This window comes from Natronorubrum texcoconense (genome assembly GCF_900100335.1).
In the GTDB taxonomy this organism is placed as follows: Archaea; Halobacteriota; Halobacteria; order Halobacteriales; family Natrialbaceae; genus Natronorubrum; species Natronorubrum texcoconense.
In genome coordinates this window covers 588,872-606,464 of sequence record NZ_FNFE01000001.1, presented here as the reverse complement: position 1 = coordinate 606,464, position 17,593 = coordinate 588,872, and the positions used below count along the sequence as shown (strand labels likewise).

Sequence of the window (17,593 nt, the reverse complement as noted above, 5' to 3'; positions counted from 1 at the left end):
GGTTACCGAATCGAGGAACAGACACTCGTATTACAGTTCACAGCCCGTGTCCTCACAGTCGGGTGCGGCCTCTTCACCGGACAGTTCCTCGAGGAGTTCGACGTCGGCGAGTTCACCTGAATCCGGTTCGACGCACTCGCCCATCCAGACCGGGTTCATCGCCTGCTGATCGCACTCGCGGAACTCGTTCGGGCCGAAGATCGTGTCGTGTTCCATCCCCGAGAGGGTCTCCGCGACCGTCGACGGATTTCGCGACCCAGCCTCGCGAATGCCGTTGGCGACCATCCGGATCGATTCGTAGCCGACGCGCGAGAAGTTGTCCGGCGGATCGTCGTACTCGGATTCGTAGGCCTCGACGAACTCCTGATTGTCGCCGGTTTCGATCTCTGGAATGTACCGAACGCCGCTGTAGGTGTTGTAGGCACCCTCGCCGGCGCCCGCCCGGACGGCTCGGAACGAACCGGTCGTCGTCACGATCGGAATCTCGTCCTGTAATCCGCGTGCGCCGGCCTGCGAGAGAAAGATGCCGAGGTCGGCTCCCGTCATCCCGACGACTAGCGCGTCAGCCTCGTCGCTAACGTCCGCGATCTGGCTGATGAACGCCTCGAAGTCCGTCGATCCCGGATCGGAGCGCGTGACACCGACCTGTTCGTAATCGTCGCTGATCGACTCCATTCGGGTCTCGACCTCGTTCAGCACCGACTCGCCGTAGGCGTAGTCCGCGATGTGGTAGACGATCTGATCGCCAAGTTCGTCGGCGGTCCACTGGGCCATCACTTCCGCGATCTGTGCCGTGCTCGTCTCGAACCTGAACACGTATTCGTTACAGTTCGAGCCCGTGATCGAGGTGTCCGCCGCGCCGGGCGTGTATAGCACCTCGTTCTCCAGTGCGAAGTCGTTGATCGCGAGTGCGGCCGAACTCGAGATGCAGCCGGTGATGAACTGCGCTCCGTCGGATTGGACCGCCTGCTCGGCCCGCTGGGTCGCCGTCGCCGGGTCGAGTTGCGTGTCGTAGTCGTCGTACTCGATCGTGAACTCGTACTCGTCGCTCTCGTTGATCTCCTAGATCGCGAGTTCGGTCCCCTGATGTCGTTCTTCCGCGAGGTCGGCGAACTCCCCTGTAAACGGCTCGAGGACTCCGAACTGCACCGTATCGAAGTCGTCGTCGTCGCCGTTCCCCATCTCGTCCGGATCGCCGACACAGCCGGCTAACCCGGTGATTCCGGCGACCCCACCGGCGGTAATCGCCTTGAGAATATCACGTCTACGCCCCTGTGACTTGCCACCTCGAGTCATACCTTCAGTAGATTACACCCGACTATAAAAATCGACCCCGGTTTATGGCGGTTTTATAAGTACGTCTCGGCGATATACGGACCTTCCATCGGTGTACAGCTGTCCGTATCCACTGGTTCGCCACGTACCGTATGAATTCTAACAGAACGACTGACCCCGCTCGGACGCGTCCGGCGAGAAGGTCTAGTTCACGCCCGGCGAACTGGTTCTCGTGACGGTCGTTCAGACGGCTTGCACGAGTGTACCCTCGACAGACTGCGGACGCTGACGCCGCTTTCGAGTGCAACTGCGCCCGCCGGTGTCCGGCTTCGATACCGCTGCAACGGCCCAGTGTGTGGGAACGAGACCGCAACGTTATGTGGAACGTCCACAATTGCCGTTCTATGTATCGGATACTGGTCGGGGTCGAAACCGACAAAGACCGGGCGATGGCACAGGCGTCGATGATCGAATCGCTTCCGGGGGCGAACGACGAGGTTACGGCGATACTCGTGCACGTGTTTCAGAACAACCCCGAAGGACGGTCGATACCGCAACTCAACGGCGTTCGCCACGCGGCCGCGGCGTTCGACGAACGCGGTATCGACTACGAGTACTACGAAGCGAGCGGCGACCCAGCACCGGAGTTGATCGCGGCAGCCGACGAACTGGACGTCGACATGCTCTGTCTCTCCGGGCGTAAACGGTCGCCGACGGGAAAAGTCGTCTTCGGGAGCGTCACCCAGTCGGTTATTCTCGGAACCAACAGGCCGGTCGTCACCGTCAGTCCGGACGAGTAACGGTTGACTGGGCACCTCGAGCGTGGGCGACCGTTGCCGGTACGGTCTCGACCCCCACGAGCGACCAGTGCCTCGTCGCTTATAACTGCTGTAAATACACGGGTCGACCGTAATGTGGTCTCGACACCATCGTTCGAGTGTGACCGCTCATGACGACCGACACCTGCTCCGCGTGGGATCCGACGAACTGTACGGGAACCGAGGGGTGTCCGCCTCGCTGTCCCCGGTTTATCGATAAACGCGGTGACCCCGTCCTCGTCGAACCGTACTCGGCTTCGCGGTTCGAGGATCTCGTTTCCATGTACGTCGACTACCCCCAGCGCCACCGTTCGATGGGGATCCCGCCGGCCACGCGCGCTCGGATCGAAGACTGGCTCGAGCGGCTACTCGAGCGGGGCTTCACCGTCGTCGCCGTCCACGGGGGCCGCGTTATCGGCCACGCGGCGTACTCGCCGCGCTCGAGCCTCGAGCCCCAGTTCGTCGTGTTCGTGGATCCGGCCTTTCACGATCGCGGAATCGGGAGCGAACTCTGTCGGCACGTTATCGCTGTCGCCGCCGACGCCGGACACGAGGCGCTCGTGTTGGACGTCGATGCGGCGAACGAACGAGCCGTCCACGTCTACCGCCGAATGGGATTCGAGACGGTCGAGCGCAACGGGAACGATCTCCGAATGCGGCTCCCGTTCGACGAACCGATCGTCGAGACGGTTCAGTTGCCTCCCGCGGAGCGACCGACTTGATCGACGGCAACGCGATGGTGAACATCGCTTCGAAGGGAGATTCTTCGGGCAGCACCGCTGTAGTCGGGTTCGGGCAGTTGTATACGGCTGAGTGACGATGGTCGTGCCTCTCGGAACCGACAGCGAGCGCTCGACCGCCCGCGTTGTATCACCCACGATGTTAGTCAGTGACACGTGTGCATACCCCATGATTTTTATCGGGCCCCTTCGGATTGTTGAGTGAGGATGAGTTATAAGCAGATAGAGACAGCCCCTCGAACGGAGATTCGGGAGCTGCAGAACGAACGACTCCGTGAAACGGTGCGCCACGCCTACGAGAACGTCGACTACTACCGCGAGGCGCTCGACGCGGCGGGCGTCGAGCCCGAAGACGTACAGACGGTCGACGATATCGACAAGCTACCGTTTACCACGAAAGAGGATTTCCGCGCCGAGTACCCGGACGGCCTGTTCGCCGTGGACGACGACGAACTTCGGCGGATTCACGCTTCCTCGGGGACGACCGGCAAGCCGAAAATCGTCTCCTACACCGAGGGTGATCTGGACGTGTGGAGCGAAGTCGTCGCTCGCTGTCTCGCCGCGTCCGGAGTCGAGCCGGGGGATACCGTCCAGAACGGCTACGGATACGGCCTGTTCACGGGTGGGCTCGGGCTCCACTACGGGATCGAAGAACTCGGCGCGACGGTGATCCCGATCGGCGGTGGGCAGACTCAGCGGCAGGTGGAGCTGTTGCAGGACTTAGAGAGCGACGTCCTCACCTGTACGCCGTCGTACTCGCTGTACCTCGCGGAGACGGCCGAGGAGATGGGTATCGACATCGAAGAGCTCCCGGTGTCGACGGTGATCTTCGGCGCCGAACCCTGTACCGATCCGATGCGCGAGGAGATCGAGGAGCGTCTCAACGTCACGGGGATCGACATCTACGGGCTGTCGGAGATCATCGGCCCCGGGGTCTCCAACGAGTGCCACGAAGCTCAGGACGGCCTGCACATCTGGGAGGATCACTTCTACCCCGAAGTGATCGACCCCCAGACCGGCGAGGTGCGTCCCGAAGGCGAAGAGGGCGAACTCGTGTTAACCACGCTCACGAAGGAGGCGCTGCCAGCGCTTCGGTACCGCACCGGCGACCTCACGACGCTGACCACCGACGAGTGTGAGTGCGGGCGAACGATGGTCCGGATGGACAACGTTACCGGCCGCGCCGACGACCTGTTGATCGTCCGCGGCGTCAACCTCTACCCCAGCGAGATCGAAGACGTGGTCCTCGAGTTCGACGCCGTTGCCCCCTACTACCGCATCGACCTCGATCGCGAGAACAACCTGGACACCCTCGAGCTCACGATCGAACGCGAACCCGAGTTCGACGGCGACGTCGAGGACCTTCGCGATCGCATCCTCACCCGCCTGTCGAACGTCCTCTCGTTTACGCCGGACGAACTGAACATCGTCGATCCGGACAGCATCGAACGGACGGAAGTCGGGAAGGTAAAACGCGTCTACGACCACCGGTAGTCGCGACGACGGTCGGAGAGTGGTGTTCGCACCCGGTTCGAACGGAGACGCGTCATCAATCCTGCGCCGGATCTCCGGTTCTCGTCGTCGAAGTAAACTATTTGTACCGTGATTGGGATGTCCACATATGGCATACAGCTACGAGCCACATCACTTCGAAGACTTCGAAGCGGGTCAAGAGTTCCAGAGCGTCGGCCGAACCGTCACCGAATCGGATTTCGTCATGCACTCGGCGCTGGCCGGCGACTGGACGGAACTGCACACGAACAAGGAGTACGCGGAGGAGGGCCCCTTCGACGGCCGAATCGCCCACGGTCCGATGACGTTCGTCCACGCGACCGGCTTCGTTTACCGATCCGGGATCGTCGAGCGCACGGCGTACGCGTTCCTGGGCATGAACTACATGGACCTCCCGAATCCGGTGTACATCGGTGATACGATCTCGCTCGAGATGGAGGTCAGCGAGACGAAAGACGTCGACCACGACGAGGCGGGTATCGTCGTCCTCGACACCGAAATGACGAATCAGGACGATACCGTCGTCTTCCAGGGCGACATGAAGTTCCTCATCAAGCGAAAGGAGTGACACACGCGACGTGACCGACGAGGCCGTGCGGTCACGGTCCGGGAGAGCCATCGGTACGGTCTATCCGACCGTGCTATCTTCCCCGCCCTCTCGGGCGGGCTTTCGCCTCGTACTTCCACGACGATTGTTCACAACCGACGATTTCACGATCAGTTCGATTGGACGAGTGAGCACTCGAGGCAGTTGCATCGGGTAAGGGACGCGGATACCTTCTCGCTCCGCGGCTCGGCTTTCCATCAATAACATATTATGTCCTGGCTGGTAGACGTTCGCTTGATGACATCGTTAACCCATAATTACCAAATGTACAGAGTATTATAATATCTAGTACTTCGATAGGGCCGAGATAGTTAGAAAATCGCATATTCGCCCAGAGAGAAGGTGAATCCGTGAGATAGCGAACGAAACCGAGTGGTTAATTCGGCGTAAAGAACCACGTGTCGAGTAGGTTGGTGGCTAAGAGTCCAAACTCATCCACCAAACACCCATTTGATTCCCATGTGTCGGAAAATGGTCCACACTGTATGGCCACGGACGGTTCGAGCACATGGCACCATAGAAGTCGAGATGTAGATAACTGACTGCTTTCTTAGTGTATAGGGTACTACTCACTACGAAAACACATATATGATCGAGAATATTCTACGAGAAGGTGGTATCGGAGGGTCCGACAGACTCCTCGAAATCCATCCAAAACAACTTTACAATGGAAATCCAATCGGGGATGTGACACGGGTAGAACCACGACCGGGACCGGCCGCCTGCGGCGATCGGTTCTCAGACGGTCTGGATTGAACGACTGCACACTCAGAGATTACAGATGGAGACGATAGCATGACCGACGACAAATCGCCGAACTGGGACTTCAAAGACCGCGATATCGCCATTTTGTGTGAGCTCTCGGACGATCCACAGCTCTCCTCGCGGGAGCTGACGAGCGTGCTCAAGTCAGAGTACGACATCGACGTCTCGCACGTTACCGTTAGCGAATCGATCCGCCGAATGCGCGACGAAGGCGTCTTTCGCGAGGCGATTATCCCCAACGAAGAGTACTACACCTTCGCGCTGTTCGAGTTCAAGTTCAACACCGAACACTTCGCCGACAGCTGGCGAGACGCGATGATACACATCAAAGAGGACAAACACACCCTGTTTTTCTTCCTCTCCGACGGCGAGTATCAGTGGAAAACCGTCATGATGTTCCGCGGCTCCGAACAGATTTCGAAGTGGATCCACAACTGCTACAAGGAACACGGCGACGTGATCGCGAACATCCGAAACTCGTCGGTCCACAACGTGTTGAAGTTCCGGACGGATCCGCGAATCTACGAGGGGCTACGAGAAGAACAGTCCGAATAGGACGACCCGTCGCGCTCGAGCATCGTCACCGAAAGGGAACGCCCGGGATCCGGGTCGGTTACGTCTCGTTCTCGTCCACGTCTCGAAACAGTCGATACGTGGTCCGACCGACGGCCGCCTCGCCGTCGGCGCCGGTGACGGAGACCTCGGTGACACCGGTCGTCCCGCCGGCCCGCACTACGGACGCTTCGGCGCGGAGGTTACCCGTCGCCGGGCGAAGATACGAGACGTTGAGATCGGTCGTCGTCAGGCGTGCTTGACTCGGCTTTTCGAAGGTCGTCCGTAGCGCGAACGCGCTGGCGGTATCGATCAGGGTCGCGACGATGCCGCCGTGGACCGGATTGTAGCCGTCGTTTCCGACCGGATTCTCGAACTCTTCGTCGTGGTCGATGGTCAGGACGGCCGTCCCGTCCTCGAGTTGGTCGACGCTGATGTCGAGCCACGACAGATAGCCGTGGCGCTCGACGAACGACGCCCACTCGGGCCAGTCGGTCGACGGATCCGCTTTCGGCTCCGGTTCAGATTCCGGAGACATTTATTCGCCTTCGAACTCGGGCTCGCGGTCCTCGGCGAAGGCCATGGTCCCCTCGAGCACGTCGTCCGTGCTGGTCAGGAGCCCGAAGCCCTGGCTCTCCATGGTCAGGGCGGCCTCGAGGCTCGCGTCTTCGCCCTCGTTCATGACCTTCTTGGCGATCTCGAGGCCGATCGGCGGGCCGTTGCGGAGGTCGTCGACGAACTCGTCGACGGTCTCGTCGAACGCTTCGCGGTCGACGGATCGGTTGATCAGGCCCCAGTCTTCGGCGCGGTCGGCGTCGATGTGCTCGCCCCGGAAGACCATCTCTTTCGCGCGAGTCTCGCCGAGGACCCGGAGGAGTCGCTGCGTACCGCCGCCGCCGGGGATCAGGCCAAGATTGATCTCTGGAGCGCCGAACTCCGAGCGCTCCGTCGCAAGTCGCAGATCGCAGGCCAGTGCGAGTTCGAGTCCGGCGCCGAGACAGTAGCCGTCGACTTTCGCGACGACGGGCCGCGGGAAGTCGTTGACCGTCTCGAAGGCCGGCGTGACGTCCATCAGGTCGGTCGGTTCGACGCCGCTAAAGCCGGAGATATCCGCACCGGCGCTGAACGCGCGGTCGCCCGCACCCTCGATTACCGCACACCGAACCTCGTCGGTGTCGACCGACGAGAACAGGTCGTCGATCTCGGAGAGCAGGTCGCCCGAGAGCGCGTTCATACGGGACGGCCGGTCGAGTTCGACTCGCAGCACGCCGTCCTCGAGTTCCGCGTTGAGGTCGTGATAGGAGTCGAGTCCGCCGTCGTCGCCGTCGTACTCGTAGAAGCCTTCGCCGGCGTCTTCCCCGGTCTTGCCCTCCTCGACGAGTTCCTCGAGGTACGGGTGGGGCTCGAAGCGGTCGGAGCCGGTCTCCTCATACAGGGTCTCGAGTTTTTCGAGAACCTTGTCGAGACCGATCTTATCCCCTCGTCGGCAGATGCCCTCGGGGAAGCCGAGCCCGAGCTGGACGCCCGTATCGACCTCTTCGGGCGTGGCGACGCCCTCGCCGACGAGGAAGGCCGCGCGGTTGATCATGCGCGCTTCGACGCGCAGCCAGTCGAAGTCGTCGACGTCGTCGGGCTGGTAGTCGGCGCCGTCGCCGTCCTCGTAGTCGTAGAAGCCTTTGCCGGTCTTCTGGCCGAGCTCCTCGGCCTCGACCTTCTCCTCCGTGATCGGCGGGATCGGGCTGCCGCCCTCCTTGCGGACGTGGTAGCCGACGTCGATGCCGGTGAGGTCGGCGAGTTCGAACGGCCCCATCGGGTAGCCGCGCTCGTGGGACATCGTGGCGTCGGCTTCTCGGATCGTCGCCTCGCCCTCCGAGACCATGAACGCGGGTTCGCCGCCGAAGGGGCCGACGATGGTGTTGACGACGAAGCCGCGGACGTCCTTGCGGACGTAGATCGGCGTCTTGTCGATCGACTCGACCCACTCGTAGCCGGCTTCGGCCGCTTCATCGCTGGTGTCCTCGCCGTAGATGACCTCGACGAGATCCATCTTGACCGGCGGGTTGAAGAAGTGCAGACCGAGCACGCGCTCGGGCGTGTCGACGGCCTCCGCGATGTCCGAGATCGGCAGACTCGAGGTGTTCGTCGCGAGCAGCGTCTCCTCGTCGCAGTACGCCTCGAGGTCGCTGAAGATGTCGTGTTTCAGGTCGAGGTTCTCCGGCGCGGCCTCGATGACGAGGTCGGCGTCGGAAACGGCCGCCTCGAGGTCGGTCGTCGTCTCGATCCGGTCGAGAACCTCGTCGGCGGACTCGTCGATCAGTTCCTTCTCCTCGAGTTTCTCGAGGCTCCAGGCGATCGATTCGTAGCCGTCCTCGACGAACTCGTCTTTGATGTCACGCATCGTGACATCGTAGCCGGCCATCGCGGTCACTTCGGTGATCCCGTGCCCCATGTTGCCCGCGCCAAGCACGGCGACGCGGTCGATGCTGTCCAGTGACATGGTCGTGTGATCTACCGGAATCGTCTTAATACCACCGACAGCGAATTAGCAATGTTAAGCACGTTGTTTCCGGTTGTTCCGCGCGTACGGTGTTTCGGGGTTGGGATGAACTTCGGTAACGGCGGCTCGAGTCTATTCCCCCAATATTGTAACGGATGCTAATCAGAATGAGCGGACTCTGGTAGAATGAACGGAATGGTATTGACATCCTGTACATATCGTGTGCTGAAAGTCGATCTGCGGTGGCACGCGCTATCGGCTGCCGAACGAAAGTGAGGTCAGCCGGCGATATCGCGTGAGGAGTAGACGGGGAAGGGCGACCCGTAAGCGTGCGAGTCGGCCGGGGAGGACGTGAAAGTCCCTGAATTCTCCTCACTCCAGAAAGCGCGGTACGTTCGATTGGATGCTGACCGCTACGCTCAACGGAATCAGAGCGATACGGTGAACGCTCGACTCGAGCGTACGTACGGTGCGTTCATCCGTTCACGGCACTGGTGGAAGCCGTTTCGTGAACTTGCTTTTCGTGTATCGTCCATAATCTCGATCGAACCTTCCACCGATCAGTACAGAACAAGCTGGTACCGCGAGAAATTGAGTATAACCACCATAGGAGACCGCAGTTTGCAGACTAAGCCATTTATCAAGTTAAATTCATAAGTACGAAAGCGAACAGTGAAGACGAGACGTAGATCGGTCTGCTTGATAGAACCAGTTCACGCGGGTGAAGTGCTTGCCTGCGCTTGGCGCGTAACCCAGAACCAAATAACCGATGTATGAATTGCCAGCAGGCCAATTATCCCGCCTTCAAGTTCCGAGAAGCCTATCGAAGGCCCCAATAGATACCCTAATCCAAATCCGATTGGGGCAAAAATCACACCAATAACCAGTATTTGTACTGCGTAGCTTTGGGACTTCAGTCCCTGTATGATACTTTCAGTCATGTTCTATTCCAATATTGTCGACCTAACATTAGTATTTCACCACTATAGGTCTGCTGGAGGTTACTGATCCATTCGCATGTGTAGTGAGCAGTAGTTTCATGAATTCAGGTAACCAAAAAAGAGGATTTCAACAAAGCCAACCTGGCCACTAGGGATTGCCACGCCCTCCCCAACCGATTCGCTCGTTTCACTCGCTCATCCCTCGCGATTCGAACCGCGACGAGGTCGCGGTTCAGCGCGCCAACTGCGTTCGCTGTGATCGCTCGAGTGGAGTCGGCCGTAACGCGAAAGCAAGGTATTCGATCGAAAACCCGTTACAGCGGCTCGTCGCCGTCGATGATCCGCTTCGCACGATCGGCCAGCGCGGGCACGCGCTCCTCCATCTTCGGATACATCGGGTTGTCGCTGTTGCCCTCGAGATACCGGCGGAAGAACATCTCGCCGAGACCGGCCAGCTTGTAGACGGCGAGCGTGCGGTAGAACCGCTCGTGCTCGAACTCGAGTCCGGTAAGCTCCTCCCAGCGCGCGACGAGTTCGGCTCGGCTGGAGTACCCCTCTCGCTCCATAAAGCGGGTGGTGAGTTCGGGAATCGACGGCTCGGGATCCTTGGCGTCGCGCCAGTAGGAGAGCATCCAGCCCAGATCGGCGCGCGGGTCGCCGAGGGTGGACATCTCCCAGTCGAAGACGGCGATCAGTTCGGGCGGCGTGCCCGGTGCGAACATGACGTTGTCGAGCTTGTAATCCCCGTGGACGAGCGTGTGCGGGTGTCCCTCGGGCACGTTGTCCCGGAGCCAGTCGCCGACCTCGTGGAGGACGGGAACTTCCCGCTCGTCTTCGGTGACTTCGAACGCCCACGAGAGCTGTTTGCCCCAGCGGTCGACCTGCCGTTGCGTGTAGCCGGCGGGCCGGCCGAACTCGCCGAGACCGATCTCCTCGTAGTCGAGTCGGTGGATCTTCGCCAGCGTGTCGACGAGTTCCTCGCCGATCCGCTCACGCTGGTCGGGGTCGGCGAACCGCTCCGGTTCACCTTCCCGGAGCACGTCGCCCTCGAGTCGATCCATGACGTAGAAGTCGCTGCCGATAATGTCGTGATCCTCGCAGGCGAGCACCGGGGTGGGAACCGGAACGTCGGTGTCGGCGACCGCGTTCATCACGCTGTACTCCCGGATGACGTCGTGGGCCGTGTCGGCTGTCTCGCCCGGCGGCGGCCGGCGGATGACCAGTTCGCGGTCACCCCACGTGACGAACAGCGTTTCGTTCGAATGCCCTTCCTGGTGCCGCTCGACGTCGTAGTCGTCCGCCTCACCGAGATGCTCCTCGAGGTGCGCGGCGAGCGCGTCCTCGTCGACGAGACGTTCGTAGTAGGTATCGCTCATAGTGGCTGGTGAACTCCGTCCGATCGGACGACTGTGGTGTCGTCTCTCGAACGCTGGTTCGTACTGATGGTGTACGGTACCATTACTTCTCTGCTTAACGAAAGTAGTTTTGGGTGTAATTTAGTCTAACATCGTTGGGATATTAGCTGGTGCCAATTTTCTCGTGCGAGTTGCCGCTGTCGTACGGCTGCTTCGACCGTCTCCGTGTCGACCGCGACGCGTCAGGCTGGCGCGTACAGCCTGGCCTCGGTGACGATCCGCAGTTGAGGCACTGACAGCTTCGGCCGGTCGGACGAACGAGTGTTCAGTGAGTGCTCTGCACACGACCATCGTCATCCCAAACCCTTTTGAGCGGAACTGACTAACTGGTTAGTCAAGTGGCGAAGAAACACAGCGACGGCCCCAGCAACTCGAGGCCGACCGATCGTCGAGGTCTCGCTGACCGAGCGAACGAAACCGACGGACGCGGGTCGTAGCGCCGTGGGCTCGAAAAACCCCGTTCGGCGACTGCGAGACGCCGTGAGCGGCGCGGAGACGAGTCACTCGGTCGTAATCGGCGCGGTTATCCTCAGTACGTTCTTCGTCGGCTTCGGCGGCGGCGTGATCTTCCCGATTCTGCCGAACCTCGGCATCGTCCTCGGCATCTCGCCGTTTCTCGTCGGACTCATCCTCAGCGCGAACCGGTTCTCTCGGCTGTTCGCGAACGCGCCGGCCGGCGTGCTCGTCGACCGCGTCGGGACGCGCAAACCGTTCGTCGCCGGGATGATCGTCCAGTCCGTCGCGACGTTCGGCTACGTCGTCGCCATGATCTCGGCACGGCCCGAACTGTGGTTCCTCCCGGACGTTCCCGCGGCGTGGTTCCTCGGCTCGAGGATCATCTGGGGCGTCGGCAGCGCGGCCGTCTTCGCGACCGCGTACACGATCGCATCCGACGTCAGCGACGGGAGTTCGCGCGGCGCGAACATGGGACTCATCCGCGGCGGCGTCCTCTTCGGATTCCCGTGCGGCGTCGTCATCGGCGGGCTCATCAGCGAGCTCTCGGGGACGGTCTCGGCGTTCGTCGTCGCGACGCTGTTCGCCGTTCTCGCGAGCGTGATCGCCTACGCGACGATCCCGGAGACCCACATCGAGGGCGACGAACACCGCTCGGTCTCGCCGTGGGACGTCGATACGAGCGTTCCGGCGCTGACCGTCGGGCTGGTGAACTTCGCTGTGCTGTTCGCCTACATCGGCGCGCTGTTCGCGACGCTGGTGCTCTTTCTCGACCGGAACGATCTCAGCGTCTTCGGCTTCGACGCGCAGGCGTCGTCGGGGATCTTCATGGCCGTCACGGTCGTCGCCGCCGGCGTCTTCATGTTCCTCGGCGGCTACGTCAGCGACCGGACGGAGTCACGGATTCCGACGCTGCTGGTGTTTCTCGGCACGTCGTTCGTCGGCTTCATCATGCTCGCGATGGCCGACTCGGTCGTCACGCTCACGGTTGCGTGTCTGCTGATCGGCGCCGGACAGGGCGGCACCAGCGGTCCCCTGATGGCGCTGCTCGCCGATCTCACCCCCGACGAGCGGATGGGGCGTGCGGTCGGGACGAACAACGTCCTCGGTGATATCGGCGGCGGACTCGGCCCGATCGTCTCCCTCCCGCTCGTCGAACTGTTCGGCTTCTGGCCGATCTACGTCGCCTGTGCGATCCTCCCCGTCGTCGCCGGCGCGATCCTGCTCGGCGGCGTCTACCGGGAGACGGGCCGATTCCTCCCGAACCTGCAGGCGCTGGAGGAGTCCGCACGCGCGTCGGGTCGAACGTCCGAGCACGCCGATTGATCGGTCCGGCATTCGAAACGGTATCCGACTTTCCGACAGATGCAAGCACCGTCGTCTTTTCCGCAGATCGACTACTGCGGCCGAGGCCAGAATGAGTACAACAGACGAGGGTTTCGGTCCGCTAGACGTGACGTTTCGAGGGCCGGGGGATCCCGAGGTCGTGGTCGTCGCCGGCGTCCACGGCGACGAGATGAGCGGCATCCGGGCGGTGCGCCGCCTGCGCGAGGCCGACCTCGACCTGCAGCGTGGCGTCGCGTTCGTCCTCGCCAATCCGGCGGCTATCGAGGCCGGCGAACGCTACCTCGACTCGGATCTCAACCGCGTGTTCCCCGGCGACCCGGACGGCGACCGGGAGGAACGCATCGCCGCCCGGCTCTGCGAGTTCGTCGACGGCCGGACGACGCTCTCGCTGCACGGTACCGAGGCCGAGCCGACGCCGTTCGCGCTCGTGCACAGCGCTCAGGAGCGCGAGTTCGAACTCGCCTCGGAGCTCCCCGTTCCGCACGTCGTCGACCACTGGGGGGTGAACGAGCACACGATCACGACGTGTGGCTTCACCGTCGAGATCGAACTCGCCGCGGACGACTCCGATGACGCGGCCGATTCGGCCGAATACCAGGCTCGCGCGTTCCTCCAACGGGTGGACGCGCTTCCCGACGAGCCACCCGACGCCGATCCGGACTTCTTCCACATGGGCGAGCCCGTTCCGAAACCCGACGGGGAGTCCTACGAGTTACACGTCGAAAATTTCGAACGCGTTCCGGAGGGGACCGTCTACGCGACCGTCGACGGGGAGGAGCTGACCGCAGACGAGCCGTTTTGGCCGATCATCATGTCCGCTGACGGCGCGGAAGACATCTTCGGCTACCAGGGACGGAAGATCGGCGAGTCGCTCGAGGACGTCACGGAGAGCTGGATCGGTGCGGACCGAGAACCGCGCGATTCCGAGTAGCGCCGGCGAGTCACGCAAACCGCATCGACGTAGCGCCGAGCCATAGATCGGCGTACAGCACGCCGAACCGCTCGCCGTTCCTCAGTGGGTGTCGTCGGTCGAATCGGACCGATAGAGCCACTCCCGGAGGATCGCCCGAAGACTCGCTCGAGTGATCTCCGCGACGTCGTCGCGCTCGAGAGTTACCTGATAGATTCGCGAGCCGTTGATACTGGCTAACAGCAGCGTCGCGACCTGCTCCGGATCGACGTCGCGGAAGACGCCCCGTTCGATCCCGTCCTCGACGATCGCGATCACGGTCGCCTCGACGCGCTCGTAGTTGCGGCTCAACTGCCGGCGGAACTCGTCGTTGTGCGGAGCCTCCGTGCGAACCTCGAGCATCGCGGTCGTCAGCTCCCAGTGGTCGAACGTTCCGCGTTCGGGCGGGCCGAACAGCAGCGTGTCGATCAGGGCCTCGAGGCGCTCGTCGGGGTCGCCGCGGCCCTCGACGGCGATGTTCTGCTCGAACGCCGAGAGCAGATACTCGAGAAACGCGACGAGCAGGGCCTCCTTCGTGTCGTAGTGGTAGTGGAGGACGCCTTTCGTCTTGTCGAACTCGTCGGCGATCGCTTGCATCGTCAGGTTCGCGTAGCCGTGTTTGCAGAGCGCACGGTACGTGGCTTGCATGATCGCCTCCTCGGTGTCGACGGGTTCACCGTCGGCGTTGGCCCCCATATTATCTCTTCCGTCGCAAAATATCCAAAAAAGGGTTTGGGTATCGGTCGCCGCCGTCTCGAGTCGAATTCCGTTCCGAGTACGTCCCTCAGCCGCCCGGCTGCTCGCGCTCGACGATCCCGAGCACCTCCTCGGGCGAGTCGATTCGATAGGCGACGGCCGGCCCGTCTTCGGCCCCGAAGGCGACGCCGTGGATGCCCATCTCGTCGGCACCTTTCACGTCGTGGTCGTAGCGGTCGCCGATCATCAGCGACCGCTCGGGTGCGGCGCCGGCCTTTGCGAGCGCGGTCTCGAACATCGCGGGGTCGGGTTTCGTCCGCCCTACCTCCTCGGATGTCGTGATCGAGTCGAACTGTTCGCGGACGCCGAAGCGCTCGAGCATCTCCTTGCCCGCGTCGTCGTCCACGTCGCTCACGACGCCGACGTGGATATCGCGCCGAGAGAGTTCCTCAATCGTCTCGACCGCGCCCGGAATCGGTTCGATCGACGACTCGACGTGTCGCTCGAAATCGGGCTCCCACCGCTCGCGCGGGAGGTTCTCGCCGACGAGCGCCTCGACACCCACCGCGTAGGCCTCGCGGGCCGACTGGAACTCGGTCCCCTCGCGCTCGCGAAAGTGGGTTCCGACGGCCGTTCGCCACGTGTCGACGGCCTCCTCGACCGACGGCTCGAGGTCGTGGTCCTCGACCAACTCTTCGACGAAGGCGGCGTGGGCGGCCTGGACGGACTCGAGTTCGAGGATGACCCCGCCGATGTCCCAGAAGACGGCGTCCCACGCTGTGCTACTTCCGTCAGCGTCGCCGCTGTCACGGTTACTGCCACTCACCGGTCTGCCCTCCGTACGTTCGAGCGGTCGACCTCGTCGATGCTCGCACAGCCCGAGAGCCCGACCGTCAGGTCGACGTCGGCGAGCAGGTTCTCGAGGACCGCGCGAACGCCGTCCTCGCCGCCGATGCCCAGCCCCAGGGCGTACGGCCGTCCCAGCAACACCGCGTCGGCGCCGAGCGCGACGGCGCGGAAGACGTCGCTCCCGCGGCGGATTCCACTGTCGAAGAGAACGGGGACGTCCTCGCCGTCGTCGGTCGCGTCGTCGACGGCGTCGACCACGTCCGGCAGCGCTTCGAGTGCGGGAATCGCGCCGTCGACCTGCCGACCGCCGTGGTTCGAGACGATCAGGCCGTCGACGCCGCGTTCGACTGCCTTGCGGGCGTCCTCAGGATGAAGGATGCCCTTGACGAGGACCGGTAGGTCGGTCTGTTCGTCCAACCACTCGAGGTCGTCCCAGGTGAGCGAGGCGTCGCCGAAACACTCGCTCCAGGATTCGATCGACGCCTCGGGGTCAGCCCACGGATCGTCGCCCTCGAGTCGCTCGCAGAAAGCAGGGTCCTCGAAGTAGTTTTTGAGGCCCTGGCCCTGCAGAAAGGGGAGGTAGCCGAGTTCGATGTCGCGCTCGCGCCACCCCATCTTCGGCGTGTCGAGAGTAGCGACGACGGCCTCGTAGCCCGCCGCTTCGGCGCGCTCGAGGAAGCTGGCCGCGACATCCCGATCGGAACTCCAGTAGAGCTGGAACCAGCCGGGACTGTCGCCCAATTCCTCGGCGACCTCCTCGAACGTGTACGAGGAGACCGAGCTGAGGACCATCGGAATCCCGAACTCGCCGGCCGCGCGGGCGACGGCGAGTTCGGCCTCGCCGTGGAGAATGCCCTGAACGCCGATCGGCGCCAGCATGACCGGGGCCGGATACTCGTGGCCGAAGAGTTCGATCGAGAGGTCGCGACTCGAGACGTCCCGCATCATCCGGGGAACGATCTGCCAGTCGTCGAACGCTCGGTCGTTGGCTCGTACCGTCGACTCCGAGCCTGCACCGCCGGCGACGTAGGCGAATGCCTCGTCGCTCAGTTCCTCGCGGGCGCGTTCGTACAGTTCCTCGTAGGCGACCGGGAACTCGGGGGGTTGCCCCTCGAGCATGCCCTTGCGATACACGTCCTGTTGTCGCTTCGGCCCGTACTGTGTGGTGTCCGCTGGGTTGTCCTCTGTCATGGATAGCTCGTCGACGGTCCGTCGACGTCGATAATCGATCCAGGACCGTCGCCGTCTGTGTATCTGTGCCAGCGGTTGCCACTCACTTAACGCTACGGACTACGGTACTCGTGCCCACATTTATTAACAGTGTCTACATACATCCGAATGGATCTAACAATGGTAACCATTCACCGGCTGCGCGTAGGTGACCGCGCATGAGTACCGCACAGTTCAGCGTCGACGGCGACGTCGCTATTATCACCGGCTCCTCGAGCGGAATTGGCCGCGGCATCGCCAAACGCTTCGCCGCCGACGGCGTCGACGTCGTCGTCTGCTCGCGCGAACAGGAGAACGTCGACCCCGTCGCCGAGGAGATCAACGCGAGCGACAGTCCCGGCGAGGCGCTGGCGATCGAGTGCGACGTGACCGAGCGCGAGGCCGTCGAGGCGCTCGTCGAGGCGACCGTCGAGGAGTTCGGCGGGCTGGACGTGCTGGTCAACAACGCCGGCGCGTCGTTCATGGCCGACTTCGACGACGTCTCGGAGAACGGCTGGAAGACCATCGTCGACATCAACCTCCACGGAACCTACAACTGCACGCACGCCGCCGCAGAGTACCTCAAGGACGACGGCGGAACCGTCGTCAACTTCGCGAGCGTCGCCGGCCAGCGCGGTTCGCCGCTGATGAGTCCCTACGGCGCTTCGAAGGCGGGGGTCATCAATCTCACCACGACGCTCTCCTACGAGTGGGCGGACGAGGGTGTCCGCGTCAACTGCATCGCTCCCGGCTTCGTCGCCACGCCCGGCGTCGAAAGCCAGATGGGCGTCTCCGCCGACAACATCGACCGCGAAGAAGTCGCCCGGCGGATCGGGACCGTCGACGAGATCGCCGACGTGACGCAGTTCCTCGCCAGCCCCGCCTCGTCGTACGTCGTCGGCGAGACGATCACCGTCCAGGGCGTCCCGCAGATCAGCGAAGAGCGCGACGTCTGAGCGCCGAAAGGA

General features: G+C 62.5%; 14 protein-coding genes and 2 pseudogenes. 9 read left to right on the top strand and 7 right to left on the bottom strand.

The annotated features are described in order from the left end of the window. Positions 1-30: 30 nt before the first annotated feature. A pseudogene (locus tag BLT08_RS02865) lies at positions 31-1,182 on the bottom strand (ABC transporter substrate-binding protein). Between the two features lie 497 nt (positions 1,183-1,679). On the opposite strand from BLT08_RS02865, the gene BLT08_RS02860 reads away from it, so the two are divergent. From BLT08_RS02860 to BLT08_RS02840, 5 genes are all read left to right on the top strand, one after another. Next, complete coding sequence (locus BLT08_RS02860; RefSeq protein ID WP_090303266.1) at positions 1,680-2,075, top strand: universal stress protein; 396 nt, start codon at positions 1,680-1,682, stop codon at positions 2,073-2,075. Positions 2,076-2,224: 149 nt separating this feature from the next. Continuing rightward, on the top strand, positions 2,225-2,815 hold the full coding sequence (locus BLT08_RS02855; protein WP_090303265.1) for a GNAT family N-acetyltransferase: 591 nt from the start codon (positions 2,225-2,227) through the stop codon (positions 2,813-2,815). 225 nt (positions 2,816-3,040) lie between these two features. After that, the gene (paaK, locus tag BLT08_RS02850; protein WP_090303264.1) at positions 3,041-4,327 is read left to right on the top strand and encodes a phenylacetate--CoA ligase PaaK; all 1,287 of its coding nucleotides are present in this window, start codon (positions 3,041-3,043) and stop codon (positions 4,325-4,327) included. 127 nt (positions 4,328-4,454) lie between these two features. Continuing rightward, the gene (locus BLT08_RS02845) at positions 4,455-4,913 is read left to right on the top strand and encodes a MaoC family dehydratase (RefSeq protein WP_090303263.1); all 459 of its coding nucleotides are present in this window, start codon (positions 4,455-4,457) and stop codon (positions 4,911-4,913) included. Positions 4,914-5,747: 834 nt separating this feature from the next. Next, positions 5,748-6,272: a winged helix-turn-helix domain-containing protein gene (locus BLT08_RS02840; RefSeq protein WP_090303262.1), complete on the top strand. Its 525-nt coding sequence runs from the start codon at positions 5,748-5,750 to the stop codon at positions 6,270-6,272. Between the two features lie 58 nt (positions 6,273-6,330). On the opposite strand, the gene BLT08_RS02835 is transcribed toward BLT08_RS02840, so the two are convergent. Together BLT08_RS02835 and BLT08_RS02830 are read right to left on the bottom strand one after the other, a co-directional pair. Continuing rightward, complete coding sequence (locus BLT08_RS02835; RefSeq protein WP_090303261.1) at positions 6,331-6,807, bottom strand: PaaI family thioesterase; 477 nt, start codon at positions 6,805-6,807, stop codon at positions 6,331-6,333. Further along, positions 6,808-8,766 carry a 3-hydroxyacyl-CoA dehydrogenase/enoyl-CoA hydratase family protein gene (locus tag BLT08_RS02830; protein ID WP_090303260.1) on the bottom strand — a complete coding sequence of 653 codons (1,959 nt, stop codon included), beginning with the start codon at positions 8,764-8,766 and terminating at the stop codon, positions 6,808-6,810. A gap of 351 nt (positions 8,767-9,117) precedes the next feature. Between BLT08_RS02830 and BLT08_RS23315 the strand changes: the two are divergent. After that, positions 9,118-9,317, top strand: a pseudogene (locus tag BLT08_RS23315) (IS5/IS1182 family transposase); the annotation flags it as partial. Between the two features lie 704 nt (positions 9,318-10,021). On the opposite strand, the gene BLT08_RS02815 reads toward BLT08_RS23315, so the two are convergent. Further along, complete coding sequence (locus BLT08_RS02815; RefSeq protein ID WP_090303258.1) at positions 10,022-11,083, bottom strand: phosphotransferase family protein; 1,062 nt, start codon at positions 11,081-11,083, stop codon at positions 10,022-10,024. Between the two features lie 519 nt (positions 11,084-11,602). Here BLT08_RS02815 and BLT08_RS02810 point away from each other — a divergent pair. Together BLT08_RS02810 and BLT08_RS02805 are read left to right on the top strand one after the other, a co-directional pair. Beyond that, the gene (locus BLT08_RS02810; protein ID WP_175529242.1) at positions 11,603-12,901 is read left to right on the top strand and encodes an MFS transporter; all 1,299 of its coding nucleotides are present in this window, start codon (positions 11,603-11,605) and stop codon (positions 12,899-12,901) included. Between the two features lie 91 nt (positions 12,902-12,992). Beyond that, positions 12,993-13,853 carry a M14 family metallopeptidase gene (locus BLT08_RS02805; RefSeq protein WP_090303257.1) on the top strand — a complete coding sequence of 287 codons (861 nt, stop codon included), beginning with the start codon at positions 12,993-12,995 and terminating at the stop codon, positions 13,851-13,853. An 81-nt stretch (positions 13,854-13,934) separates the two neighbouring features. Here the strand turns inward: BLT08_RS02805 and BLT08_RS02800 are convergent, their stop codons facing one another. From BLT08_RS02800 to BLT08_RS02790, 3 genes are all read right to left on the bottom strand, one after another. Then, positions 13,935-14,567 (bottom strand): TetR/AcrR family transcriptional regulator, encoded by a 633-nt coding sequence (locus BLT08_RS02800; RefSeq protein WP_090303256.1) that lies wholly within the window; start codon positions 14,565-14,567, stop codon positions 13,935-13,937. A gap of 88 nt (positions 14,568-14,655) precedes the next feature. Next, on the bottom strand, positions 14,656-15,393 hold the full coding sequence (locus BLT08_RS02795) for an HAD family hydrolase (protein ID WP_090303255.1): 738 nt from the start codon (positions 15,391-15,393) through the stop codon (positions 14,656-14,658). After that, positions 15,390-16,607: a lactate 2-monooxygenase gene (locus tag BLT08_RS02790; protein ID WP_090303254.1), complete on the bottom strand. Its 1,218-nt coding sequence runs from the start codon at positions 16,605-16,607 to the stop codon at positions 15,390-15,392. Before BLT08_RS02790 ends, BLT08_RS02795 begins: the two co-directional genes overlap by 4 nt. A 197-nt stretch (positions 16,608-16,804) precedes the next feature. On the opposite strand from BLT08_RS02790, the gene BLT08_RS02785 reads away from it, so the two are divergent. Beyond that, positions 16,805-17,581: an SDR family NAD(P)-dependent oxidoreductase gene (locus BLT08_RS02785; protein WP_090303253.1), complete on the top strand. Its 777-nt coding sequence runs from the start codon at positions 16,805-16,807 to the stop codon at positions 17,579-17,581. The last annotated feature ends 12 nt before the right edge of the window (positions 17,582-17,593 follow it).